Below are 26,354 nucleotides of genomic sequence, written 5' to 3'. Positions count from 1 at the left end.
AGTTCCCAGGTTTGTGATTGATGGCTGCAATCCATCAGCTAAATAGTTAATTCTTGTTCTTAATTGTGATAATGAGTTTCCTGGTAAGTTAGTGCAAAGCGACTTTAGCCATCTGTTATTAACCTTAATGTATAATTGTTACTGATACTTGCCGAATAGCATTATTACCGTACAAGGGAGTGACGATGTTCAATTTTATTCCTCAGCTCGCCACCAAAACTTCCTTACCTAAAAGCCATAGCTTGTATAAACTCGGCTCAATGGTGCACTTATGTCCAATAAAGAATATCGTTCCATTTGAAACTTAGTAAGCCATTGCCGCAGCTGGCCTACTTACCAATTGTTGATATAGGTTGAAATACTTGCCACCCATAACCGATGCGGTATACTGTTTTGCCTGGCGCCTGGAGCGCTGGACATACTCGATACGAACGGCTTCATCCACCATAAGATAATTCACTGTGTCGGCAAGACCGCCCGCATCGCTTGTATCAACGAAGAATGCCGAGTCGTTCCAGATTTCTCTTAGCGAACTGATGTCACCTAATATCAACGCACAACCACTTAAGGCTGCTTCAAGTATGGATAAGCCAAAGGGTTCGTATTTAGCTGGCAGTACATACACCGCAGCCGCTATAAGTTGTTTTGCAATTACCGCTGATGACAACCGGCCCATGTAGGTAATGTTTGTGCCCGAACTTGCACCATGGTTGCCGGCGAAACTTGCATCTCCGGCCAGCTTTATGGGGTAATCAATCGCTGGTGCAGCAGCTACCAACAACTGTATATTTTTTGCCTGGTCCCATAACCGCCCCATGCTAAAAATATGACGCTCTTTATCGGCATCCGGAAAAAAGCTTTCTGCGCTTGTTCCGTTGTAAACTACCTGACCGGGCTTATTGATACCGTATAACTCGCGGATATACTTCATCATGGTTGCCGACGGAGCAACCAGGTAGTTTGCACCCATGAGACCTGACCTTACATTTTGATAATATTTATCCCATGATGCGGGCGGGGCGCTATTATTTACCGAATGCCACCATGAGTAGACATCCGAATGCGCTACCACAATTACCGGCGCCTGCCATGCAAGCGCACCATAAGCATAACAGTTCAAATGAATGAGGTCAGGTTGCAAATCCTTCTCCAATTGCAACAACCACTTACCACCTTCTGCAATGCTCTCCCAAGGTTCCTCCATCCACTCAAGTTGAAAGCCAGCGTCGTAAACAGTAACATTTGCCAGGCTCTCCGCTTCCAGTTTTTGGGAAGCCTGCATGGGAGCTCCGGTGGTGACCAGATGAAAGTGCACATTGGAATCGCTTAGTGATGAGCATAACTGAATTGCATAGGTCCACACGCCACCAACAGTATCGGCAGTCATCAGTATACGCAATGGTTTATGATCAACTGATCCGGCCATAAATTTTGTCGAGAACGGCTGCCGATTTTAGGTATTCGTCGGCTTCCCTGTTGTATTCGTTGGTGCGCGATAGCCGTTGGATGAAGTCAACCAATGCTCTTCCACCCCAGTCGTCAGGGGGTCCTGCAAGCACTTCAGTGTTAGTGCCGTAGTAACGGCTTGCTTCAAAATCGTAAAAAGAACCGGATACATTTTTGATGGAAACACCACCGTTTGTTCCAAAAAAAGAAGCTTCTATAACCGCTTCACAGCCTGCCGACAAGTTCCAGGAGCAGGCAAGTTGTGCTGTTGCGTCGTTGTCCAACTCCATGAAAACGTTTGCATAATCTTCAACCTCGTTTCTGCCTTTAACGGAAACCCCTTTTGCCAGCAGGCTGCGCGAAACCGTTTTTACTTCCGGGAAGTCAAGGGCAAAAAGCATTAGATCAATCAGGTGAATACCAAGATCGAGAACACAACCGCCACCCGAAAGTGAAAGGTCGTAGAACCATGGCTTGTCGGGCCCATAAGCATTATGAAATTTTAAGTCGACAGCAAATATTTTACCCAGCTCACCAGACTTAATAACCGTATGGATCTTTTGAAAAGCAGTAGTATACCGGTAAGAAAAGTCGGCACCCAATAACCGGTTGCTTTTTCTTGCTGCATCAACAACCGCCTTTACTTCTTCCAGGTTCCGCCCGAGTGGCTTTTGACAAAATACGGCTTTGCCACTTTCGAAAGCCGCTACGGCTTGTTGCATATGAAGGGCACTTGGAGTAGCAATTACAACTGCATCAAGGTTTGCGTCGGACACAAGCTCTTCGAACTCGGATCCGGTAACACTCCCGGGAGCGATTTTGAGGGCTTCGTCTAAACAGGTTTCCGAAGGATCGTTTAAGCGGCTTATGCTTGCAAGATCACTTTCTACAACAGCTTTCAACCTGCTTCTTCCGATCCAACCTACACCGGCAAATCCCAGTTTTGGTTTTGTTACCACTGTTTCCAATACTACAATTTTAAAATTTGATTAATGCCTTCATGAAACCATCGGGCCGGCTACGCGTCATTTCAAATCCTTTGTTCAGTTCATCAATCGAAAGAATATCGGTGTACAAAAGTTCAGGATCCATCTGACCGTTTACAACAGCTTCTACAGCGTCCTGCATTCCTGAAAGGTATTTTCTGGGGTCGCGTTCATGTGCGTTAATTACGTCAATGCCTTTCCAGTTCCATTTTTGAAGGTTCACCTGCCTGAGTCCGTCCTGGTGGTAACCAGCGATTATCATTTTACCACCTTCAGCAACAATTTCGGTAGCGATATCTATAGCCTCCTGTTTGCCCGTAGCTTCGATAACCCTGGAGCAAAAAGCGTTGCCGGTCAGTTCTGCTACTTTGTTTGCAACCTCCCAGGTGCTGGTTAGCGGGATTACCTCATCTGCACCATACTTTTCAGCAAAACCAAGGGAATAACTCCTTCGGGAAATGGCAATGACTTTCGCACCACGTTCTTTTGCCAACTGGCAAAGAAGTGCTCCCAGGAAGCCTATCCCAATGATTGCAACTACATCGTCTTTTGATATATCGCTTCGGTTGAAAATGTTTAAGGCACAACCAAGGGGTTCGCCGGGAAAGGGCTGGTTGGCTAATTGTGGCGGGAGTTTGACAAATGAAGACTCTTTTGCAACATCGTATTCTGCGTATGCATGAAAGGACAAAAACGCTACGCGATCGCCTTTTTTCACCTTTGTAATTTCGGTACCCGCTTCTTCAACAATACCCCATCCTTCATGTCCGGGGGAGCCTCCTTCCATTGGATAGTTAAACCATTCTCTGCCTTCCCAAACAGGTATGCTGGAAGCACAAATCCCACATCCCTCAACACGTATCTTTATTTCATCATTACTGATGTTGGGAATGGCCGTTTCTTTTATGATAAATGTTTTTGGTTTTTCCAGTACAGCTGCGATCATTGAGGTTACACTTATTTTATCGTTGGTCTTGGATAGGCTAACATGACTGTTGCTTCTTCAATTTTTAGCGATCATTGATTTAAAATGGAAAGTAGCAGCTACTTAGGGTTGCTAACAGGATAAAAGAACGCCGTCACTGGATTGCTGCCGTGAAATAGCGGCCAGGACTGAATGTTATATTCAACAGCCTGGCATTAACTAGCGTTCGGAATTAAGAACCTAAGCCGGGGTTATGATTTTTTGTTTCCTGGTTTTATTCACTACCGGAATACCCGCATTTTCTATCAGCCAGTGGTATAGGCGCTGAACACCTTCATTGCTGTCGATGTTTGGTGCCCAACCGGTTACGCCGTTGAACTTGGTAAAATCAGAAACATAATATTTTTGATCGCTCGGGCGCCAGTCGTCGAACCTGACTTCGGGCTTTTTACCGGCGATGTCTCCAATCAGGTCACACAACTCGAGCAGACTAACGGTATTGTTTACACCACCACCCATGTTGAACGCCTGGCCTGAAACAACGTCAATGTTATCCATAGCAAGGATGAAGGCATTTACCAGGTCTTCAACAAATAGAACGTCGCGAACCTGCTTTCCGTCTCCATACAAGGTTATAGGCTTGTTCTTCATAGCCTGAATCAGGAAATGGGCAACCCAACCCTGGTCCTCCGTTCCAAACTGGTGAGGACCGTAGATACAACTCATCCGGAACACCACCGTTTTTAAACCAAAGGTCCGGGCATAGTCTAACATATATTGGTCAGCAACACCCTTTGTACAGCCATAAGGACTGTGAAATTCAAGGTTCCTGTTTTCGCTAATTCCGTTCTGACGGTATAAGGTATTCTCCGGGTAATAACGGGTGCCGTTCATTACGATACCAAGATCATCCAGCCCACCATAAACTTTATTGGTTGAGGTAAAAACAACAGGAGGTTGATGGGTTGTGTTGCGTATCGCTTCAAGTAGGTTGAGGGTGCCCTGGGCGTTCACTTCAAAATCGTAAAAGGGATTTTCGAGGCTGGAAGTAACTGCGACCTGTGCAGCAAAATGGAACACCTGGTCGGCATTAGCTACTGCTGCATTTACGGCTGCCTTATCCCGGATGTCTGCAATCATGATTTGCAGGTTCTGCTTATACTTGTCTTTAAGCCAAAACAGGTTGTTCTCAACTCCTGAACGGGACAGGTTATCGAAAACCATCACCTTTTTTCCCTCACTAAGCAAACGATCTGCAAGGTTAACCCCAACAAAGCCAGAGCCGCCGGTTATTAATGTGTATTGATCGTTGTTATTACGTGAGGATCGGCCGATGACGTCTTCCGTTATCCATCCATATTCATCTATCAAATCAAGCCCTTTTGAAGCCAATAATGTATATAGCAGTTTCGGAGATCCGCTGCTGTCCTTCATGCCAAAATAATATTCACTCTTTGATACGTCACCCCCAAACAGCGCGGGCGAAACGTCGTTTAGCGCGTACCAGTATAACCTGTCGCATGGTGCATGCAGTGCTGCAATAAATTCGCGGACCTGAACTGAACCTGTCTTCTGCCAGGTTGAGCAGCCCGCCTCAGTAATCCATATTTGCGCAGGTGAATTGTAAAGTTCCAGCATCTCGCGAAGCCGGCTAACTACGGTGTTGATGTTTTCGCCCCGGTTTTCCAGGTCGTCTGCAAGAAACTGGAATCCCAAAACATCGATATACTGCATGAGCTTCTTACTAAATAAGCCCGGAAGCCAACCAAAGTTTTCTGCACAAATCCCACCCAGAACAGTCTTTTTTCCATTATTCCTGATCCGTGCCGCCGCATTTCCAGCTATCTCGCAAAAGGCATTGAACTTTTCATCGGCAGTATAATTATGAGGACCTTTTTTGTTTTGACCGTACCATAGTTCTAAGTATTCAAAATGATCACCATATTTTTCCAGCATCGAATCGATAAATTCAGCATAGTCTTTTGGCGTCTGTGGCTCGGCAGGGATGTTAGGTTTGGTTCCGGTAAAAGGCGTAGTATAAAACAGGCAAGGTAATATCTGAAAGTCTTTTGCTAATGTTGGGAACAACCAGTCATACCAGGTTTTCCCCCCTTCCGAACGCCAGTCGGCCCATGAAAAATTGGTTCGTATTGCTGTTAACCCTAATCTTTTAAAATCGCTGATTGCTTTTTCTACCGCCTCGTATTCGCCCACCTGGAACCACTGCACTAAACCAACTAGCTCTTTTTTGTCCTCCATTTTACGGTCATTAAAGGATTGATTTGCCACCATTGTATTTATTCGATTTCGTTTCTTAAACTGTAAGTCCTCTTACCGCCAATTCATTTCGCATCTCGCTGACCTTATCTTCTGCAGTTTGCCCTTCGAGCCACTCTGCAAGTTCAATCAATCCCTGCTCTAATGTAACTCTCGGTTCATAGCCCAGGATCTGCTTTGCCTTTGATATGTCGGATGAGCAATGCCTGATATCACCTACCCGGTACTTGCCACAGATATCTGGGAGAATGTCTTCTTTTCCAAGAATTTCTGCCATCTTTCCTGCTATTTCATTGATCGTGTAAGCATTGCCGCTTCCTATATTGAACACATCATAAGCCGCTTCAGGAGTCTCCAGTGCCAGCCTTGAAGCCCGGGCAATATCCAATACGCTAACGAAATCGCGCTTTTGATTTCCGTCTTCGAAAATTAGAACCGGGTTATTATTTAGTAAGCGGGAGGCGAAAATAGCTAATACCCCGGTATATGGATTAGATAACGACTGCCGGGTACCATAAACATTAAAAAAGCGCAGGGCTACAGTCGGTATCCCGTAAGCTTTGCCAATCATAAGGCTCATGCGTTCCTGGTCGTATTTCGAAAGGGCATATATGGAAGAGAGAGAGGGTGTTTTTGTTTCAGGCGTGGGATAAGGGGTTAGTACGTTGCCGTTTGCATCATACATTTCCCAGTCGCCGGTTTTCAATTGCTCCAGCGTACGTTCTACTCCGGCTTTAATAACACCATTGGAATCTTTGTATAAGCCTTCACCGTAAATACTCATACTTGAAGCAACAACCAATTTTTCAACCGGATTTTTGCTGAGTGCTTCGAGGAGAACAGCTGTTCCCATATTGTTTACGTCGGTATATTCCTTTATTTCATACATGCTCTGGCCAACGCCTACCATAGCAGCATAGTGATAAACAGCATCGATACCTTTCAAAGCTTCTTTCACCTTTTTAGGGTCTCTTACATCGCCAATCACCAGTTCAACATCGTCATTCAGATAATCTGGCCTGGTTACGTTTTTGCCATGAACCTGTTCACTAAGATTGTCGAGCACCCGTACTTCGTAACCATTTTCTAAAAGTTCATCTGCCAAATGCGATCCAATAAACCCGGCACCGCCGGTGATCAAAACTTTTTTCTTCATCAATGCAAGTGTTTAATAATGAAATAACTTTTACAAAAAAATTGTTCCACCGGGTACGAAATATCATATAAAACACACCGTTGCAACAAACAATCAAATCCCTTTGGTTGACCCTTGCACTGCGTTTTTTAAGCGCAGTTGCTGGTAAAACAACCACAATTCTCCAACCTGGACCCGCAATCGGGCAGCTACAAACCTGCAGCCCATTTGCGGCTTTCCCTCGATTAAAAAGCCTCCGGCAACTCCCAAATACCTCGAAAAGTGCCCGGAACGTTGGTTCGCACTCCGGGCAAAGCGACAAGCTACAACAAACCTGCAAAAAAAAGCATATGAGCAGCTACAAACCTCGTCGACAAGGCATTTATTATCAAATTACTTGTCATTATGTAAGAAAACTCACGCCAAAGCCTCCGTTATACTGTTTTTCCGTTCTTTACCTGTACTCTTCCTAACAGGATTTTGCCAATGGTACACCGAATGAATTTACAATACCTGTCTTCCAGGATGGAAAGCGCGTTTACCCTCACATAGATGTCAACTCCAACCTGCAAAACCTTAAGCCGAACCCGTAATTGATGATACACTATGGTAAGCCAGGAAACAACTAACACCCGCTTCAGTATAGTAAGCGCCAAAATGCCAGGAACAACCTATATCGTAAAAATACTATACTTGAGCATGCAGCGCTTCGCTTTTGGGGTGAGCTGTAATGGGTGTGGATAAGTTGGGGTTAGCGGGTCTACTGCGTAACACCGCGCAATTGTAAGCCATGCTTACCGGCGATCCGCTAGAAAATCATATCCTGTTGTTTGCGCTCTTTATATTTTGCCTGCATTTGCACTTATGGCAAACGCTATGTCGGTAACCAACGGCGGAATAGCAATACACAGGTGCTCTCCTGTTTCGTGTTGCACCTCGAAGGTTCTGATCACGTGGCCCCCGGCAGTGTCCCAGGCGGTGACCTGGTAGTGGCCATAGCTTAAGCCGGGAATGTGCACACAACCCTGAACAGGCTCAACATCGTGCCGGAGCATCCCGTTTTTGTCAAGGTTATCGGTGCGCAGAAGCCATAAAATCGCCTGCTGATCGTCGGCACAGCCGAAAGCAGCTAATCCTTGTATAGAGACTTTAATTTCCTCGTTCAGGTTTCTTCGTTCAAACTGTTTCCAGTTAATAAGTGGAAGAAATCTGTTCAATGCCAATTGCGCCTTTCGCATGCCCAAAGTAAGCGAATGCGGTTTTCGGTTTGGCCAACGCATCCCCCCGCCAGCTCCTCCGGATGCGAAATGTGCCCACTGCATGTGCCGGAAATATTCATCATCAAAAGGTTGCGGCAGCGTTTTATGGTGATCCTTGTAGGTGTGGATTGGTCCATGTTCGCTGTCGAAAAAAGGTCGGCCTGCAGTGGTATGCAAAATGGCTTCCCGGGTAAGTCTGCCCGTACTAATGGCAGCATCTACCGTATTTCGGGGATGATCAATGGTTCCGCTTTCGTAGAAATGGATAGAGGCAAAGTCAAGGGCAGGGTGCCGGAAAACTGAGTCTGCAACACCTGGATGGGTGCGCAACACCGGTCCAAATAGTGACACTGTTTGCGGATGGGCCCTACCATGCAAACGGACCTCTTCTTCCCTGAGAAACGAACCGATGTCATCAATAAATTCGGAGAACGTATCGATACTGTCGCCTGCATGTGCCGGATGTATTTCATTCCAGAGATCCCAGGCGAAAAGGGCACCACTAGAGCCCCACCTTTCCGTTGCAAATGCGAGACGCTGTTTGATCACCTTTCGCGTTTCGGCACACAACAACCATTGCGAACGTTTGCCGCAAGGGCCACCGTTGACCTTTTTGTATGGATGCTTTGACCAACGCAGCCACATCCAGAAAGTATCGTAAGGCGTGAGTAAAATTCTTAAACCGTATTTTTCGCATAGGGCAAACATGTCGTCCCAGAGCCGGATCATATTGGGCTGAAACCGGCCCACAGGTTTTTCGAAATAACGGCTTTCGCCATGGCAGTACTCAAGCATTAGCCTCAGGCAGGTTACGCCATGGTCTACCAGAAGTTTCAAATAACTTTCAACCGTAGCCATGTCTTTATTCCGGAATATACCTTCCAGGTCGGGCCATGTAATTGCATCATTCTGACCAATGGGGGTCCAGTTTGCACCATCTTCTGTGATGAAGTAAGGAGCGTTTGCGGCTACGCTCACCCACGGCATTCCCCCGGCAGGTTTTCGAACGGTACCAGGTTCTTCTCTTTCGAAGTTCATGTTGATCTGTATCCCGCCTGGTTGACTCAATGTTTCAAACATATCCATTCCTGATAAAACGCTAACTTAATTAAAACAGCCTAATCCTGTTTGCAAAAATGTTGCCCCGGGGTGCTACGCTTGAACTTCCTTTTTTATTCTTATATGAACAGACACAAGGGTGGCATGGTTCTCTTATAGTTTCAGGAAAGCAATACGGGCATGAACAACGAGGGTGCACATGGTGAAATGAAGGGAATGGCGAAAATTGTGGAAAGAAACATTGCTGCCCTGTTAGAGCGACAAACTGTTGCAGAGAAAAACAAAAAGCTTGAAGAAAAATTGGCCGACAAGGTCACCCGATTTACGGGAAGCATGTTGTTTGTTTACATCCACCTGGTGCTTTTTGGTGTTTGGATCATTTGGAACGTGGGTGTAATCGGTTTAAAGCCCTTCGATCCGTCGTTTGTGGTACTTGCCATGTTTGCATCCGTTGAAGCGATCTTTCTTTCGACCTTTGTGCTCATCAGCCAGAACCGGATGAATGCACAAGCAGATAAAAGGGCAGAACTCGACCTACAGGTGAGTTTACTAACCGAACACGAGGTAACAAGACTAATCACTATGGTCAGGGAAATTGCGAAAAAGATGGATATCAGTGAAGCCTATCATCCTGAGATTGATGAATTGGCACACGACGTTCGACCCGAAAAGGTTATGGATACGATGGAGCGACATAAAAAAGCAACCGCCGACAATCATCCAATAAAACCATAATGGTTCGTCCAACTACCTTGATGAACGTAACACGGGTTACCACTCCGTACGAGGCTATTTGATGTGACCTGGTTATTAACCCCGGTTGCCATGCCTTACTCTTCCGGCAATCCCCCGCCGATCTTTGGTCAACTCATGAAGCTCCCGATGCAGTGGTGCCATGTATCTAAAACACGCAGCCGGTGTATCAAAAACGTACATTCACTCCCACATTCTTGAACACTGCCGGTTGAAAGTCAAGCCGTTATGCGCATGGCATAAATTTCACTCCGTGATGTCCGATACTCACCGGCATAGTTGCAGATAGCTGATTGCTATTGCGGGCAAGTCGTCGAACATGAGCCGTTCCAACCTGCCGGGACTAAAACACTTGTAAGATGTTTAAGAATTATGTGAAGGTCGCCTGGCGAAACCTTACAAAGAATAAAGTTTTTTCGCTGATCAATATTCTCGGACTCACACTTGGCATCACGGTATGCCTGATGATATTCCTGTTTATTCTTAATGAATTCAGCTTCGACAAGTTTCATACCCGCCGGGATAACATTTACCGGGTTATGCGAGGCTTCGACTCAAAAGGCAAAAATGAACGCGTGCCCTACCTTTCGCCGCCCTATGCCACGGCGCTTTTAAACGATTACCCATCAGAAATAAAGTCTGCTGTAAGGGTGATGCCATCAAACGGACTGATTTCCTTTGGCAACGAAGCCTTCAACGAAAACAAACTCTACCTCGCCGATGCGGAGTTCTTCAGCTTGTTTTCCTTTCCGCTGATCAAAGGCAACCCGGCAACGGTATTGAAGGACCCTTTAAGTATCGTTCTAAGCGAAGCCACGGCAACGAAATACTTTGGCAATGCTGAAAATGCCATTGGTAAGTTCCTTACGCTTGACAAGAGTCTCCGGCTAACGGTAACCGGCATTGCACAAAATGTTCCGCCAAATAGCCACCTCGATTTCGACGCGGTCGTTCCACTATCCAACTATGCGCAATTCCCATTTTTTTCTGGATGGATGAATAATAACCTATTCACCTATGTACTGCTTAATCAAGGCACTTCCAAAGCAGGGTTGGAAAAGCGGTTTCCACAGTTTATGGATAAATACCTGGGCAGCGTTATGGCGCAGGTAGGAACCCGTTTTGACCTTGCACTCACCCCGCTCACAGATATTTACTTCGAGCCGGCGTCGGCTTTCGACAACGTAAAACATGGCAATAAAAACGTGGTGTATATTTTTCTTTCGATTGCTGTGCTTATCTTATTGATCGGCTGTATCAACTTTATGAACCTTTCCACCATCAGGGCAGTGGAACGTTCAAAAGAGGTTGGCTTGAGAAAGGTTCTTGGCGCCCTTCGCAAGTTCCTGGTCTGGCAATTTATCGGGGAGTCTATCTTAATCACGCTGATCAGCTGTGCTCTTTCAGTTGCTTTAATGCTGATGTTGTTGCCGGTCTACAATGAATTGTTGGGCTATAGTTTACTGGTCTCGTGGACAACCTGGCCGTTATACTTATTTCTCCTAGCAATTATTATCATTGTCGGCTTTTTGGCCGGAAGTTATCCTGCATTTTTCTTGTCTGCATTTTCACCCATTGAAGCCCTCAAAGGCAAGCTTCGGCTGGGTAAAGGCGGTTCATTATTCAGGCAGGCACTCGTGGTGGTTCAGTTCAGCATTACGGTTTTTCTTATTATTGGAACCATCGTTATCATGAACCAGATGCACTATGTAAAGTCGAAAGCGTTGGGTTACGACGATGAGCAAACCCTGATCATCAAGCTTAATAACGAAGACATTTTCTCAAACCGAAATGCATTCAAAAACAACCTGCTTAACAACAGCAACATCGCTGCGGTATCGTTGATGTCGGGCGAGCCAGGTGGCTTTTTCGACGTTCAAAATTTTGAAGCACAGGGAAAAAGTGAAGTTATGCGGTTTCGAACCGAATTTGCTGATTTCGATTTTGTAAAAACACTGGGATTAAAGCTCACTGCCGGCCGCGACTTTTCGCAGCAGTTTGGAACCGACAGTACAGAAGCAGTATTGGTAAACAGAACTGCGGTAAATAAACTGGGGTTGAGCCCGCAACAGGCCCTTGGCACCCCGCTCCGTAATGCCATACGCGACAGCTTACCGCGAAAAATTGTTGGTGTAGTAGAGGACTTCAACTTCCTGTCGCTAAAAGAAAATATGGATGCGCTTGTGATCTCGCCCTTACAAGACAGGCGGGTGGCCGTAATTAAACTTAAACCTGGTAGGATTGAAGATGGTGTAAAAGCTGTGCAAAGTGCCTACAGCAAGGTAGCGCCTGTATACCCGCTGGAATATACGTTTCTCGATCAAAAATTTGAGACAACTTATAGAACAGATATCCGGCAACAAAATATACTAACCATATTTTCGGGCCTCGCAATATTTATTGCCTGCCTGGGCTTATTTGGACTTGCGTCGTTTATTGCCAATAAACGGACAAAAGAAATTGGGGTGCGTAAAGTTCTCGGATCAAGCGCTAACAATATCGTGTTGCTGCTGTCGAAAGAGTTACTAAAACCAGTATTGATTGCAACCGTAATCGCGATACCATTGGCCTATTATGCCATGTTCAATTGGTTGCAAAATTTTGCCTATCGAACAAGTCTCGATTTTTGGGTCTTCCTGGTAGCGGCACTTGTAACCTTTTTCATTGCGTTGCTTACGGTTAGCCTTAAAGCCGTGAGCGCCGCACTGGTTAACCCGGCGCAAAGCCTTAGATCGGAATAAGTTTTTATGAAGCAATGTCGTTTCGTCAAGCTTTTGCAGTGCACTAAAGTTGCGTATTGTAACCATAGTACAAGAGTGCGACCGCCCGACCCCGGTTCATCCGGGCTGGACGATGCTTAATAGGAACACTGCAGTTTGGCAAAAAAAAGGTTCTTAACTAAACGACATTGAATGCAGAGTTATGAATGATGAAGTATGAATGATGAATGCGGAAGTTTGAATGATAAATACAGAGTCAATGTCGTTTAGTTAAGCCGATTATGTAATTAGTTTGCCCAGCTACTTTCAATCGTACAAGAGTGCGACGCAACGATGTCCTATAGAATTCCTGTGGCCGGGTCCATAAAAATTTGCTTAAGTAAACGGCATTGAATGCAGAGTTATGAATGCAAAATGATGAATGCAGAATTACTGTCGTTCGGTTTGGAGCTTTTTGGTAGCGAACGGAAGATCTTCATTCGACATCGTTGCCCGCCCGGATGAACTCCGTTCGGACCGGTGTCACTCCCTTGTACCGAATAACTTCATTCACCGGACTTCCGGCAACAAGCTTAAGTAAACGACATTGAATTATAATTCTTGATGTTCCTGATGATAAGTAGTGTTTGGAAACCATCAAGGGAATAAAAACATTAAGGCTATTCTATTATCTAAATATTGACTCATAAGCCTGCAATATTTTTCAGGGTCTGAAATAATATAACCTCCTGTAATTGCTATTGCTAAAGTGAGTGATCTTGTTTAAACCGGTTCATTCGTGCGTTCAACCGGAGACAATAAGACGCCTGCTGGCTACTAAAATATAATCACATGTTTCGTAACTATTTGCTTATTGCAACACGACTGCTGATAAAGCAAAAAATGTATTCCGCAATTAAGATCGGCGGACTTGCCTTAAGTATTGCTGCCTGTTTGCTCATTACTTTATACATAAAAAATGAATTGAGCTACGATCGTCATATCGAACACGGTGATCGGGTGTTCAGGCTGGTGGGTGAAATTAAACGGCAGGGGGTCGCAAACAAAGGTGTAAGCTTCCAGGCACCGATGTCAAAAGTGTTGTTAAACGATTTTTCGGAGGTTGAAGAAGCTGGTCGGATTATGCCGAATACCTTATTTGCCGGTGCCGGAAGCAACCAGTTAAAAAAGGAAGGATATAACGAGAACACGTTTGAGGATGGCTTTTGCTTCGCCGATCAATCAATCATTGACATACTGGAGATTCCGATTGTACGTGGCGATAAAAGTCATGCACTTACAGAACCCAACAGCATGGTCGTTTCAAAAAGCGTTGCTGATAAGTACTATCCAAATGAGGAGCCTGTGGGCAAAGTTGTTTACCTCGATAATAACATGAATACCCCCATAAAGATTAGTGCAGTAATGGGAGACTTTCCTGAGGCATCGCACCTGCAATACCGGTTTTTTCTTTCTCTTGCCGGAGTGTCGTTTTGGGAAGGTGAGCAAGATACCTGGCAGGCCAGCAACTATGGCGTTTATGTAAAATTAAGGCCGGGTGTTAACGTGGAACAATTTGAGCGAAAGCTAACCGCAACAGTGCTCCAGAATTATATTGTGCCGAGCATGAAGCAGGCGGGTAGTACGGACATTCAAACCGTACTAACATCTGCGCGTTTATTACTGCAACCGGTCACAGCTATACACCTGCAATCATTCGACATCCGGGAAAGTTTTACCAAGCATGGCGACATGCGTTTTGTATGGTTGTTTGGTTCCATTGCGTGTTTTATCCTCGTAATCGCATGCATCAATTTCGTAAATCTCTCCACGGCAAAATCAGCCAATCGCGCAAAAGAAGTTGGTCTTCGAAAAGTCGTCGGTTCAGTCCGAAGCAGCCTTATACACCAGTTTCTAACGGAGTCTTTCGTGTTTAGTTTGCTATCCCTTGCTTCGGGTATTGTGCTAGCCTGGCTACTATTGCCGTATTTCAATGAGCTTGCTGCAAAATCATTAACGATACCATGGGATGAATGGTGGTTTTTCCCCGGCATGGTTGCAGCTGCAATTGCCATCGGGTTTATTGCAGGACTTTACCCGTCGTTTTACCTTTCAGGTTTCAAGCCCATTAACGTACTTAAAGGGCAGTTGAGTCGCGGCAGCAAAAGTTCGGGCCTAAGAAACGGCCTGGTTGTTTTCCAGTTTACCACATCGATTATCCTGATTATCGGCACGTTTGTGATATACAACCAAATGCAATACATACTAAACAAAAAACTTGGTTTCGACAAGGAGCAGGTTTTGATCGTGGAAGGTGCAAATTCACTTGGTAAAAATGTACAACAGTTTAAATCGGAACTGCAAAAGCTCACACAGGTGAAAAGTGTAAGCATAAGCGATTACCTGCCGGTAGAAGGTTCTAAGCGAAACGGAAATGGTTTCTGGAACGACGGAAAGGTCACAACGGAAAGCGCGGTGAACGGACAATTTTGGATTGTTGATGAAGACTATTTTAAAACACTGGGTATTAACCTGGCGGCAGGTAAAAATTTCTCGCCGCAGATTGCATCCGACTCGCAAGCTGTGGTGATCAACCAGACACTCGCAAATAAGCTCAATCTTAAACAGCCTGTTGGTAACCGAATAACCAATGGAGGCAATGTATTTACCATAATCGGGGTTGTTGAAGACTTCCATTTTCAATCCATGCGAAACAATATCGAGGCGCTTTGTATGCAGCTTGGCAGCAGTTCTTCTGTTGTTTCCATAAAGACCAACACCGGCGATATGAGCAGTATGCTGAGTGCCGTATCTGCCCTTTGGAAAAAGTTCGTTCCTGGTCAGCCAATCCGCTATACATTCCTGGACGATAGCTTTGCGGCAATGTATGCTGATGTACAACGGATGGGCCGGATCTTTACCAGTTTTGCCTTGCTGGCCATTGTGATTGCCTGTCTTGGATTATTTGCATTATCGGCCTTTATGGCTGAACAGCGACGCAAGGAAATCAGCATACACAAAATATTGGGTGCATCAGTTGGCCAGGTGAGTACGTTGCTGTCAAAAGACTTTCTGAAACTGGTAATCATCGCGTTTGTGATTGCTTCCCCGATTGCCTGGTGGGCAATGAACAAATGGTTGCAGGATTTTGTGTACCGGGTAAACATTAGCTGGTGGATATTCCTCAGTGCGGGTGTTGTTGCAATATTGATTGCATTGCTAACGGTGAGTTTCCAGGCCATCAAAGCGGCACTTGCTAACCCCGTGAAGAGCTTACGAACCGAGTAAATGGATCAGGAAACAATGGAACACGGATGAACGGATCCAATGGATGTTGACGGATTGAATAGCCGGGGCCAGATATAGATGTGGAATAAACAGTTTACGCCCGGAGTAATGATGTTCTTTTTAAAACAGAACACGGATGTAGGGATCGAATGGATGTTTATGGATTGGATAGACGGGGGCCGGATTTAGATTTGGAATAAACAGTTTATGCCCGGAGCAATAATGTTCTTTTTAAAACAGAACACGGATGAATGGATCGAATGGGTGTTTATGGATTGGATAGGGCGGGCTGGATTTAGATGTAGGATAAACAGTTTATGTTTCGATGAATAATGTTATTGTTTACAGTGGAACACGGATGAAGTGATCGATTGGATGTTTATGAATTGGTAGGCGGCGGCTGGATTTAGATGTGGAATAAACAGTTTACGCCCGGAGTGAATGTTATTGTTTAGAATGGAACACGGATGAAGGGATCGAATGAGTGTTTATGGATTGATAAGCAACGGCCGTATTTAGATGTGGAATAAAAGGTTTACGCCCGGAGCAATAGTGTTCTTGTTTGAAATGGAACACGGATGATTGGATTAAATAGACTTTGATACTTGGATTGAGGATACAGGCGGACCGGAATGTCTCAATGATGGAGTCCCGGTTCCCAACCCAGCCAATGGAGGTCTTGAATTCCTACCGGAAATATCTGCTGCTTTCAGCCAAATTCTTCGCGGAGTTTGGCTGTTTTCATTTCTGATGGCCCTACTATTTTCTGCTGTATATTTCCGTAATATTCAACATTTCTATGGCTAAGACAACAGGTTTATCTGTTGAGCGTTTTACGGAGCATCAGGCTGTGCAGGAATGTATCCGAAAGCTGGAAAACAAGTTTGGGCAGGGCGGAAAAAATCTGATCATTTCAGATGTATTGGATACCGATGGCCATCAATATGTTGACCTGGTTCAAAAAGGTGGCGGAGTATTGGCGATAGCCCTGGTGGGTTACACCTATATACTGGAAGCGATGGGTATACGGTTTATCCGCCACGCAGGTACCAGTGCCGGAGCCATTAATGCTGCACTGATGGCTGTGATTGGTTCAAACCCCGCAACGGGTGAAGAGCTTTCACTCACTGGACGTACCATCAAGGGCAATAAAAAGATCGCAAAATCAAACCTGATCTTAAAAGCGATCTGCGAGCTGAATTTTTTTGATTTTGTGGATGGTCACCCTGTTGCACGTTGGCTGATCAGGAAATTTATTTCGCACAAAGATTTTACCGCAAAGCTGGCTTCCTGGATCACCGGTGGGATCTTCATCTTGATTGCTCTCCCGGTAATTGACCTCTTCTTATTTGGACTTCATCACCAGCTAGCCTGGGCATCAAGACTGTTGCAATTCTTTTTTCTACTTACCGGCTTTGCTTATGTTACCGCTACTATACTCATCTTTTACTTCCGATTTCTACTAAAACGGCTAAAGGACTCGGGCTTTGGAATTAATCCTGGCGACTACCTCTACAATTGGGTGGAGGCGCAGATGAAAGAACATCACGTACACACGGTTTCCGACCTGGTTAGCGCTGCATCTACTCCTGTTCCTGACCTGTATCTAAGAGCTGATCACCCTGAAAAAACAAGGGGGCTACAAGGCGACGTCACTTTCATTGCTTCCGAATTGGTAACACAAAACAAAATCGAATTTCCAAAGATGTGGCCCCTGTTTGCCAGGCACATCGACCAGTTGCAGCCAGCCGGATTTGTACGCGCGTCTATGTCAATTCCATTGTTTTTTGAATCCTATTTTATCAACAACATTCCCTGCGACGAGCCTCAAGTTAAAAAAGCATGGCAGGCACTTGGAACAACCGAGCCGCCCTGCATCGCGAGGTTTGTTGATGGCGGAATCTTATCCAACTTTCCAATTAACATCTTCTATAACCCAAATGTTACGATACCGAGGTTGCCGTCAATAGGTATTGACCTTGATGATGCGTTAGCGCCGGAGAAAGTGTTGGATCAACCCGTCAATCCTAATCTCGAAGCAAAAAACCAAACGGGAATGGTTGTTGACGACACCAGTACCAATGCACTCAACTGGAGTCTTGGGGGATACCTGTTGAGAATGTTCAATACCATCCGGTTTTACTACGATAAAGACTTCCTGATCAAAAATGCTTTCTTTAAAAAAGGAATCGGAACAATACCGTTAAAAGGCTTCGGCTGGCTCAATTTCTTCCTCAGCGACGAGGATAAAATAGAGATGTTTGTTTTGGGTGCAAAAGCGGCGGAAAAGTTTCTTGATGCATTTGACTGGGAGCAATACAAGCAGGAACGAGTTGTTATGAAACAGGAACTTGAAGCAGCGAAAACCTAATGGACTATCACCATCTCACCGGAAAGATCACTAATGGAATACCTTGTTTATAACTGGTACTTTTTCAACTTTGTTTTTGGAGTGTTCCAGGTACTGGGATTTATAATGATCGGCCAGAGCAGGCGCTTCTATACCAAGGAACTGGTTGTTCGTAAGTTCAGCATTATGGAACTAAAGCTACCAGCAACGCCTGCATCGCTATACAACGTGATTGCAGGATTGTTTCAACTTGATGCAAGGCAACGGCGGATTTCAATCGAGGCGGTAAGAAGACAACTGTTTACGGATTTCTTATTTATGCCGCTGACTTATGCGATCGTTTTTATGTTATGTTGGCGTGTAGCCGATAAGATATCGCTAGAACCGGCGCGCCAATTTTACACCTTCCTCGGTTTGCTTCAGCCCCTATGTTTGCTGGTCGATATGTCGGCAAATGTCTTTCTCCTGCGTAAACTTAAACCAAACACTCAGCTTCCGTCCAAAGCAAATCATCGCATCTATCTTCGGCTACAATTATTGAAATGGATCATATTTGTTGTCGCCTCGGTGTGTTCAATTGCGGCGATTTGTTACTTCTGGCTTGTAGGGAACTATTCCGGTGCTGCCTTCAATTCGCTGCTGATGGTGTTAGGCCAACTGCTTGTTTTTTGCATTGCTGTTTTGCTCCTACCACAACAACCCCCGGCAGCCGAAGTGACAAGTAACCGGCACTAACATTATCCCAGCCGGGTAACACATTTCGAACAACCCGTTAGCGGGCTGGTTCTGCTTTGGCACCTGTCATCATACTCTTACACTGCTTCACCCGCCTTTTGCTGAAATCCAAACCTGATGTGTATATGATCGTGTGGCCCGCTGGCATAGTAATTATTAGAATCAATTGGAAGAATGATCAACAAAACGCTCTTACTATGTTAAAAAAGAATACAATTTTAAGCGTGCTTGAGCTCGGCATGGTAGCCGGAATGCGCGCAATGATGCCAGTTGCGTTACTCAGCCATCAGCTCAACAACAGGAAATCGGAACGTCTTAAAAGTTCACGCCTGAAGTTTATCCAATCGCCATGGCCTGCCCGGGTTATGAAAGTGTTGAGTGTGGCCGAGCTTGCCGGCGACAAAGTTCCGGGTGCACCCGACAGGATTGAAGTTCCACAACTTTTAGCTCGTATGGCCTCAGGTGCATTTGCCGGAGCTGTTGTATTTAAAGCCGATGACAGGAACCCTGTTAATGGAGCACTGATCGGTGGGGCCGCTGCGCTCGCTTCAACTTACGCGTTTTTCTATTTGAGGCTGCAGGTCGGTCGCTCAGGAAAAGTGAAAGACAGTATTAGCGGAGGGGTTGAAGATGCCATTGCACTTGCAACCGGCAGACATGCGGTGCAAAACCTTTAGCAGGCTGATGATCAATATTCGAAGTACGTTAGTTAACAAAAGATGGAAAATACAGCAGCAACAAAAATAGGGCTGGTAACCGGTGGTAGTCGCGGGCTTGGCAAGGATATGGCCTTACGATTGGCAGATCATGGGCACGATGTTATCCTTACATACCAAACCAAAAAGGAAGCGGCCAACGAAGTGGTAAGGCAAATTCAAGATAGTGGTCGTAAGGCTGCAGCGCTTCCTTTTGATGCCGCTGATTTTGGGTCGATCTCCACATTTGTTGAGCAAGTGAAGTCTGAACTCTCCTCCACCTGGCAAACAAACCGAATTGACTTTTTAATTAATAATGCCGGGATCGGCGCAACCATTCCCTTTGAACAGGTAACAGCGCACGACTTCGACTTATTCCTGAATATTCATTTCAAGAGCGTTTATTTTCTTACCCAAGCCCTTCTGCCGGTAATCAATGATCATGGGCGGATCATAAACATCTCCACGGGTACCACACGGGTGGGGGTACCTGGCTATTCGGTTTATGCTTCTATGAAAAGCGCGGTGGAAACGTTTACCCGTTATCTCGCAAAGGAAATTGGAGCAAGGGGTATAACAGCAAACGTTGTTGCACCGGGGCCTGTCGAGACGGATTTCAATAACGGTGGTAACCGCGATATTCCTGAGCGGAAAAAGTTCCTTGCTTCAATGTCGGCCCTTGGACGGGTAGGCAAACCGGAAGATATCGGCGGTGTAGTCGCATTCCTGTGCAGTGATGATGCGGGCTGGATTAATGGACAGCGAATCGAAGTTTCAGGAGGCATGAGTCTCTAACCAGAAAGGTCCTCCTGGCAAAGCTTTGTTTGGCGCGTAATAACAACTACATGATCCACGTCGAGGAGAACAGGGTGGTGATCCTGGGCGTTAATCTTTATTGCCAATTATTTTACTAGCACAAGGAACATAGTCTGAACGTACACATAAAGCTCAGCTCATCACAATTAATTTCTTAGTCGATTTCCCGTATTTGACATGCAGTATTCAACATAATTCTTCACGTCTCATCACTTGACCCATTAAACATTTAACATCCAATGTCGTTTACTTAAGGTGAGTGGCAAAAATTGGAGAATAAAGTGATGCGGTACAAGGGAGTGATACCCCCGTCCGAACCGGTTCATCCGGGCGGGCGTCCGAACGGGGTTCATCCGGGCGGGCAACGATGGCAAATAGAATTCCCACAGCTGGTCACCAAAGATTTCTCTTAAGTAAATGACATTGATTCAACAATTGAAATAACCCATCACGTCTAATCACTCATATCTCATCATCATCACAAGGCGTAACACATACAACATTCATACAACCTTCAAAATAATTCTACGTTTCACCGCTCTTTTCCCGCTTCGCTCCATCGATCCCGGGGAGTGCGAGCCGGTAATGAACAGCAATCATTCGGATGGCAAATATTCCACCAATGCAAATTACCTCCAGCCAATCCCGTTGCAGGCCCGTTTTTAATAACAGGAAGTACACGACACCACCAGTGATACAGGCTGTGGCGTAAATTTCTTTTTGAAAGATCAGCGGAATATTATTCAGTGCGATGTCGCGGATCACTCCACCAAAACATCCGGTCACCATTCCGATGGCAACACAAATGCCGGGATGTAAGCCAAATGCCAATGCTTTTTGTATACCCAGGACAGTGAAAAAGCCAAGCCCGAGGGAGTCGAACACCAGCAAGGTTCGATGAAGGTTCCTGATGGTTTTATTGAATACCATTGCTATTACCGAACTGACGAGGATGATAATGCTATAGTTGATGTTTCGGATCCAGCTAACCGGAAAGTCGCCGATCATCATATCCCTTAGTGTTCCGCCACCAATTGCCGTAATAAACGCGATGATGAGGATGCCAAAAACATCCAGTCTTTTTTGCATGGCTGCGAACACCCCTGAAATGGCAAATAATACCGTTCCCAGCACATCAATAAGTTTGAGCAGTTCGTATGTCATAGTGCGATCATTTGCCCGGGATAATCACCGAACTTTACAAAGGAAAATATTATAGAACCTTTAGGCTAATTATTGCTGCCAATCTTGTAACAGCCTGCGTAAGATTACCAGTTGGCCTAAGTGATAGCTGTTATGGTCAGCGATCAGCAGAGCTTCGCGAAACAGGTTTTGCCCAGAACCGTGTTCAAAAGGGGTGTAAAGGTCAACATTGGGCTCGGTAAGCAGGCTTATAAAAGTGTCGCGATCCCGTTTGATCATAGCGATAGCATAGTGCCAGGTTTGCTCATCAGTTGGAGCGGTTTCAGCCGGCCAATATTCATCCGGCCACTTAGGTGATTGATGCTTGGCATCTCTCGAAAACTCAAGTATGTCCCATTGTGCGATACGGATGTGTTCAACAAGTTGCCAGATGCTATACGGTAAACCATCAGGTACAATGCCGGCATGTTCAAACGGCAGATCCTTTAAGATGTGTTCGATAGTTGCATGCGCCTGCCCTTCGGTGAGCAAGGAAATGAGTTGCTGAACAACCGGATTGTGGGAAGATGGATTTGTTCGCATAAAGCAGTTTCTACAAAACTAAGCCGGCTTCAAGTACCAATACCAGAAAGAACACCGGCGATGAAGAGTTAATTATGTAATCGCCGGCCAGGAGAAATTGTCCGCACCACCATAAAACCCTAACTTGTTTAAGTTGTTCATTGTGGCGAAATTCCTTTAAAGCAACTCATAATAACCAATTTAAAAATGGCACATATTATCACCATTCACTACCAGGAAGAGCAAGTAACGATAGAGCCCATTATTGCAGACGGCGACGTGCAGTTCAGGGTGAATTTTGACCAGCCGGTTTTGCTTGAAAAAGAGTTAAACGAAGTTGGTGAACAATATTGGATTGAAGTTGGTGCAGGTGCAACAGTAAGGGCGCAGGAACTTGGTGCACTGATTGACAGGCACCCGGAATTGATTTAGTGATCACAAAAGAGAACGGGAGAGGCTGAGGATGTTAATTAGCGTATTACGGATCAGCGAATTGCGGATTGAGGGGACGGGTATTAAGGTATTGGGTATTGAGGTATTGGAAAATCGGAAACGCTCTTTAACTTTTCGGAACGGGTTTCTCATTTTATCCATTATTTCAGCGCAACAGACACGCTACTTGCGGAAGTTCGATTGTGACTTTTGTTTTCTTTACCGCAGAGAACGGGACGGGCAGAATGATTCAGCGGGTTTGAAAGGGGTATTGAGAAAACCGGGTCACGCCCTTTTACATTTTCTTCCACCGCATCGTAAGAGAAAGGTTGATCAGTTTATTTGGTCAACGGTACTACACGTATCAGAACGGGTCTGCTGTAAACTTTGAATTCTTTTTTTGTACCCGGCAATAGAGCTACTATGAAGCAGCCGTTGCGTCGCACTCTTGTACCTTGGGGGCGCTATTCGGCCTAATTGAACAGGGGTCAAAAGAGTAAGCTTTTTAAACATCAAGTAAGCAAGAACTGAATTCAATTTTAACAGCAAGGACGAGCAAAGCACATCATTATTACATTCATTAAGAAAGGCTATACGCTGTTCCTCCGAGTTCGAGAAAGTAAGACGGTTATGCTCACACGATATAATCTTGTTATTGTATTTGCGCCTTCATATTACAAGTATGTATTTCTTCATTAAGCTACAGCCATTTTCGCGGTGTCTTGCCATAGATAAGCTGGGATTGGCTCATTCAATTGCCATTTAATATTCATGGGCTTTGCACCTTCATGCGCTAAATAATTTACTTCGCCTAAAAAGACATAACCCATTGTATTGTTATATTCATCATTGTTTCTTTCTCTAACGAACAATAAGATCTTTTTTCCATTATGTCGCTGGTCAACATATGTCTTTCCCTTTCCACTATTTGCGCTTGACGAATGCTGAGACTGCCAATGAAAGATGTAATCATTAACAGCATAATCTTGGTACAAAGTTGTCGGCGAGTAATCAGCTTCGGATTTCTCTAATATGGTAAATAATAATTCAGCATTCTATTGTGGAACGTTACAAACATTACCGGACAAACGCGGGAACAATTAATCGAATGATTTATAGTGTACCAAGCACTTGTCGGATTGTGCATGTAGAGGTACCTTATACTTATTGCATGCACAAAACAAGAATCGCGATTATGCAATCCCGGTTTCCGCAGTAGAAAAACTGGTGGACAGCTGAAGTTTCGGTGATAACGGAAGCTCACTGAATGCGGAACCATGTTAATGAATAATCGACGTCATAAAGATAGGCTTATGTCCTGCACATTGGAGTTGAGTCAAACACGTTTATAAGCTAATGCTTAATGACGAGTCGATCACTTGATATCATTATAACCAAGACTTGAACTGAGCCCGTCCGAATGGCCCGCCGGGAGGACGTAGCAACGATGATTCACCAAAGCTATGCGGCTGGTCAACAACAAAAAGTTTTTCTATAACAACAGGGTTGTCCGGTGTCGGAATGCTCTTTACTGCATAGCTTGTTCCCTTACCTATTTTGCCCGGAATTGCTTTGCGGATGTATTATTGATTCTCCGGTGCTTAGCCGCAGCCAGCGCTTGTTTTAAATTACTGGTGTAAAGTGTCCTGTTCCCCTTGTCGCATGAAAATTGTAGATCGACCCGAACAAGGACAAGCAATCTAAAACCATCAGCATTATTGTTGCTCCCCAAGCACAACCCCCTTTACCCCTTCGCAAATTTTTTTAACTCTCAGGTAAGCCGTGCGGGAATTATCGTCTTTGTTTAACTTAATGTGTAGGCTGCCGGGAGACTTCTTCATGTAAAAGCGGGTATGATCGTCGAGCGAGATTGTCGCATCGATGCGTGTACTGGACAAGGAAACATTGCTTCCCGGACCAAATTCCCGATCAATATAGCGTTCGACTGCTCTTGACTTTGCCCTGTTGAATTCTGCTCGCATCAGGTAATAATCGTCGGTTTCGTTGTAAGAGATATCAACATTATTGTTATGCCGCATGCAGGAGGTTGCTGCGATACACAGCAGCACATAACATGAAGCCCGTAGCTGTTTCATTTCGGCGTTTTTTGTAGTTTAATTGCCAGGCAATTATCGGTTTGATAAACCTGTTGTTCCCGTGAATGGTTGAAGCGGGGGAAATAGTTGAAGCAGACAACTAAACTAATCAATTAACGGCAAAGTTGATGCTGTTTATACAAGCGGTTTGAGTAGCGCATGAACGGATCTTCCCGTTTTGAAAGTTGACGCTGATGCCTAACAAAGCGACCTAAAAAACCGGGGTGGTTACCCGGTAGCACCCAAAGTTTGTGTAGATGATCACGTTAATTTGCTGTATGTATGCAGTTATACCAGGTTAATCCACCCGACCCGTTTCCATATTTAGTGCCAGCAAATATTTCCTGGTAGTTGTGGCATACCTCCTTACCATGTATACGGTTACAAAAAACTCGAAACCATTACCAACCCGAATAAGCGGGGCACAATAAGCACCCCTGAACACCCATAAATCGGAGCCGTCTGAGAAGCCAAATACATGCGAGATGGATTGGCCCTGATCGTCGTACAAAAGAACTTTTGTGCCCTCTTCTTTAATCGTGAATTCCCTAATTGACGGGGCATGATTGATGAACTCGTTGAAGCTTCTAAATACCCCCCTTTTATAAGCTTTGGTTGTAAGAATGGGAAGGTTAAACCTGCTTTGGTAACGCTCCTTAATTTCTGCTGGTTGGTAAGCTTTTCTTTTTTTGATCTTTTCCGGATCGATTGTTTCGAGTTTTTCAAAAAGAGGCTTCAACAGGTCCTGTATCAATTCGGGAAACTCCTTTTTCAACCGGCCGATGCTTTCAGCATAAGAAGTATCTATTCTTAAGGCAGGGTATAGGGTGTCGCCCGTTTTGTAATAGCACTCTACCTCCAGGTTAATCTTGTTAATGCTCTCCCCGGGTCTACTATTTTCAAGTAAAGTATCCTTGAAACCAATATGCAGCTTTTTTATATAGCAGAACACTGATGCATCCGTGTTGCTGTAATTTGTTTTGAAATGCCTGTCTACGTAATTGTTCAAACTCTTCTCAAGTCCACCAGTTAAATTGAACTTGGTATTCTGATTGTTGGCACCCAGTTGAAATTGTTGATTGGCCTGCCAGCTGATGGCTATAAAACTTGTGTCGTACCGAACGTCGAAAAACAGCACCCGGCCAAAGGGCAGTTTGGTGGGGTGATTACTTTTTGAACTGGAGTCTAAATTGTACCATTTGTGCGGCACACCAATTATCCTTACACTATCTCTTTTATTGAACCGCGTTTCTTGCGCGTGCGAAGCATGGTAACATACCAGGAGCACTAATACAATCAAGGCTTTTATAATCATCGTTTTTGATTGCGTGAACGGATTAACAGGTTATCTGCTAAAACTTGGACTAGATCCAATGAGATTAAATCCTAAGATAAATACCAGAGCCTAAGTATCAATATCAACGAAAATTATCATCGTCTCAATATAATCGCTTGCAGCATTCGGAGTAAATAACTTAATCGAGCTTTAAACATTAGCCCCATAGCAGTTTACTAAGTTGTACCCGGGTCGATAAACTTTTACGCCAAATTGAAGATACTGCACTACACCAATTATTTATACCTTCTTTTTTGTCATCCGTTCCCGGACTTTACATTACCACTTAGAGAAGATTAAATTTTTTTTCAAAAAAGTCTAACCACCATATTTCCATTCTAGAAATCTGATTAACGAAATTAG

Annotated in this window: 19 protein-coding genes; 8 read left to right on the top strand and 11 right to left on the bottom strand. The window is 44.8% G+C overall.

The annotated features are described in order from the left end of the window. Positions 1–304: 304 nt before the first annotated feature. The 6 genes from EXU57_RS14190 to EXU57_RS14165 all read right to left on the bottom strand — a co-directional run bounded on the left by EXU57_RS14190 (position 305) and on the right by EXU57_RS14165 (position 9,108). Entirely contained in the window at positions 305–1,426 is a 1,122-nt protein-coding gene (locus tag EXU57_RS14190; RefSeq protein ID WP_133268879.1) for a glycosyltransferase family 4 protein, read from the bottom strand. Further along, positions 1,410–2,405, bottom strand: coding sequence for a Gfo/Idh/MocA family protein (locus EXU57_RS14185; RefSeq protein ID WP_243745601.1), 996 nt, complete (start codon positions 2,403–2,405; stop codon positions 1,410–1,412). The genes EXU57_RS14190 and EXU57_RS14185 overlap by 17 nt, the downstream gene beginning before the upstream one ends. Positions 2,406–2,424: 19 nt before the next feature. Next, positions 2,425–3,378 (bottom strand): MDR/zinc-dependent alcohol dehydrogenase-like family protein, encoded by a 954-nt coding sequence (locus EXU57_RS14180; RefSeq protein ID WP_133268877.1) that lies wholly within the window; start codon positions 3,376–3,378, stop codon positions 2,425–2,427. Positions 3,379–3,597: 219 nt separating this feature from the next. Next, on the bottom strand, positions 3,598–5,616 hold the full coding sequence (locus tag EXU57_RS14175; RefSeq protein WP_133268876.1) for a GDP-mannose 4,6-dehydratase: 2,019 nt from the start codon (positions 5,614–5,616) through the stop codon (positions 3,598–3,600). Positions 5,617–5,671: 55 nt separating this feature from the next. Then, positions 5,672–6,790, bottom strand: coding sequence for an SDR family NAD(P)-dependent oxidoreductase (locus EXU57_RS14170; protein WP_133268875.1), 1,119 nt, complete (start codon positions 6,788–6,790; stop codon positions 5,672–5,674). Between the two features lie 818 nt (positions 6,791–7,608). Beyond that, positions 7,609–9,108 (bottom strand): hypothetical protein, encoded by a 1,500-nt coding sequence (locus tag EXU57_RS14165; RefSeq protein ID WP_133268874.1) that lies wholly within the window; start codon positions 9,106–9,108, stop codon positions 7,609–7,611. A 159-nt stretch (positions 9,109–9,267) separates the two neighbouring features. On the opposite strand from EXU57_RS14165, the gene EXU57_RS14160 reads away from it, so the two are divergent. The 7 genes from EXU57_RS14160 to EXU57_RS14130 all read left to right on the top strand — a co-directional run bounded on the left by EXU57_RS14160 (position 9,268) and on the right by EXU57_RS14130 (position 20,402). Then, the gene (locus EXU57_RS14160) at positions 9,268–9,822 is read left to right on the top strand and encodes a DUF1003 domain-containing protein (protein WP_133268873.1); all 555 of its coding nucleotides are present in this window, start codon (positions 9,268–9,270) and stop codon (positions 9,820–9,822) included. A 377-nt stretch (positions 9,823–10,199) separates the two neighbouring features. Further along, a complete protein-coding gene (locus EXU57_RS14155; protein ID WP_133268872.1) occupies positions 10,200–12,581 on the top strand; it encodes an ABC transporter permease in 2,382 nt (793 codons plus the stop codon). A gap of 810 nt (positions 12,582–13,391) precedes the next feature. After that, on the top strand, positions 13,392–15,827 hold the full coding sequence (locus tag EXU57_RS14150) for an ABC transporter permease (RefSeq protein ID WP_133268871.1): 2,436 nt from the start codon (positions 13,392–13,394) through the stop codon (positions 15,825–15,827). 799 nt (positions 15,828–16,626) lie between these two features. Beyond that, positions 16,627–18,198 carry a patatin-like phospholipase family protein gene (locus EXU57_RS14145; RefSeq protein ID WP_133268870.1) on the top strand — a complete coding sequence of 524 codons (1,572 nt, stop codon included), beginning with the start codon at positions 16,627–16,629 and terminating at the stop codon, positions 18,196–18,198. Positions 18,199–18,231: 33 nt separating this feature from the next. After that, the gene (locus EXU57_RS14140; RefSeq protein WP_133268869.1) at positions 18,232–18,912 is read left to right on the top strand and encodes a hypothetical protein; all 681 of its coding nucleotides are present in this window, start codon (positions 18,232–18,234) and stop codon (positions 18,910–18,912) included. A gap of 197 nt (positions 18,913–19,109) precedes the next feature. After that, a complete protein-coding gene (locus tag EXU57_RS14135) occupies positions 19,110–19,589 on the top strand; it encodes a DUF4126 family protein (protein ID WP_165958141.1) in 480 nt (159 codons plus the stop codon). A gap of 42 nt (positions 19,590–19,631) precedes the next feature. Then, positions 19,632–20,402, top strand: coding sequence for an SDR family NAD(P)-dependent oxidoreductase (locus EXU57_RS14130; RefSeq protein WP_133268867.1), 771 nt, complete (start codon positions 19,632–19,634; stop codon positions 20,400–20,402). Between the two features lie 546 nt (positions 20,403–20,948). Here EXU57_RS14130 and EXU57_RS14125 read toward each other — a convergent pair. After that, positions 20,949–21,587, bottom strand: a complete 639-nt coding sequence (locus tag EXU57_RS14125) for a trimeric intracellular cation channel family protein (RefSeq protein ID WP_133268866.1) — start codon at positions 21,585–21,587, stop codon at positions 20,949–20,951. Between the two features lie 69 nt (positions 21,588–21,656). Next, the gene (locus tag EXU57_RS14120; RefSeq protein WP_133268865.1) at positions 21,657–22,148 is read right to left on the bottom strand and encodes a DinB family protein; all 492 of its coding nucleotides are present in this window, start codon (positions 22,146–22,148) and stop codon (positions 21,657–21,659) included. Positions 22,149–22,334: 186 nt separating this feature from the next. Between EXU57_RS14120 and EXU57_RS14115 the strand changes: the two genes are divergently transcribed. Further along, complete coding sequence (locus EXU57_RS14115; RefSeq protein WP_133268864.1) at positions 22,335–22,559, top strand: hypothetical protein; 225 nt, start codon at positions 22,335–22,337, stop codon at positions 22,557–22,559. A 695-nt stretch (positions 22,560–23,254) separates the two neighbouring features. Here EXU57_RS14115 and EXU57_RS25895 read toward each other — a convergent pair. The 3 genes from EXU57_RS25895 to EXU57_RS14100 form a co-directional block, all read right to left on the bottom strand. Further along, complete coding sequence (locus tag EXU57_RS25895) at positions 23,255–23,593, bottom strand: DUF3427 domain-containing protein (RefSeq protein ID WP_133268914.1); 339 nt, start codon at positions 23,591–23,593, stop codon at positions 23,255–23,257. Between the two features lie 681 nt (positions 23,594–24,274). Further along, a complete protein-coding gene (locus tag EXU57_RS14105; RefSeq protein WP_133268863.1) occupies positions 24,275–24,655 on the bottom strand; it encodes a hypothetical protein in 381 nt (126 codons plus the stop codon). A 298-nt stretch (positions 24,656–24,953) separates the two neighbouring features. Next, positions 24,954–25,970 carry a hypothetical protein gene (locus EXU57_RS14100; RefSeq protein WP_133268862.1) on the bottom strand — a complete coding sequence of 339 codons (1,017 nt, stop codon included), beginning with the start codon at positions 25,968–25,970 and terminating at the stop codon, positions 24,954–24,956. Positions 25,971–26,354: the final 384 nt, after the last annotated feature.

Origin of the sequence: Segetibacter sp. 3557_3 (genome assembly GCF_004354985.1) — a bacterium.
Lineage (GTDB): Bacteria > Bacteroidota > Bacteroidia > Chitinophagales > Chitinophagaceae > Segetibacter.
Note: the sequence above shows the minus strand (reverse complement) of the source record. Positions and strands in the feature narration are given on the sequence as shown.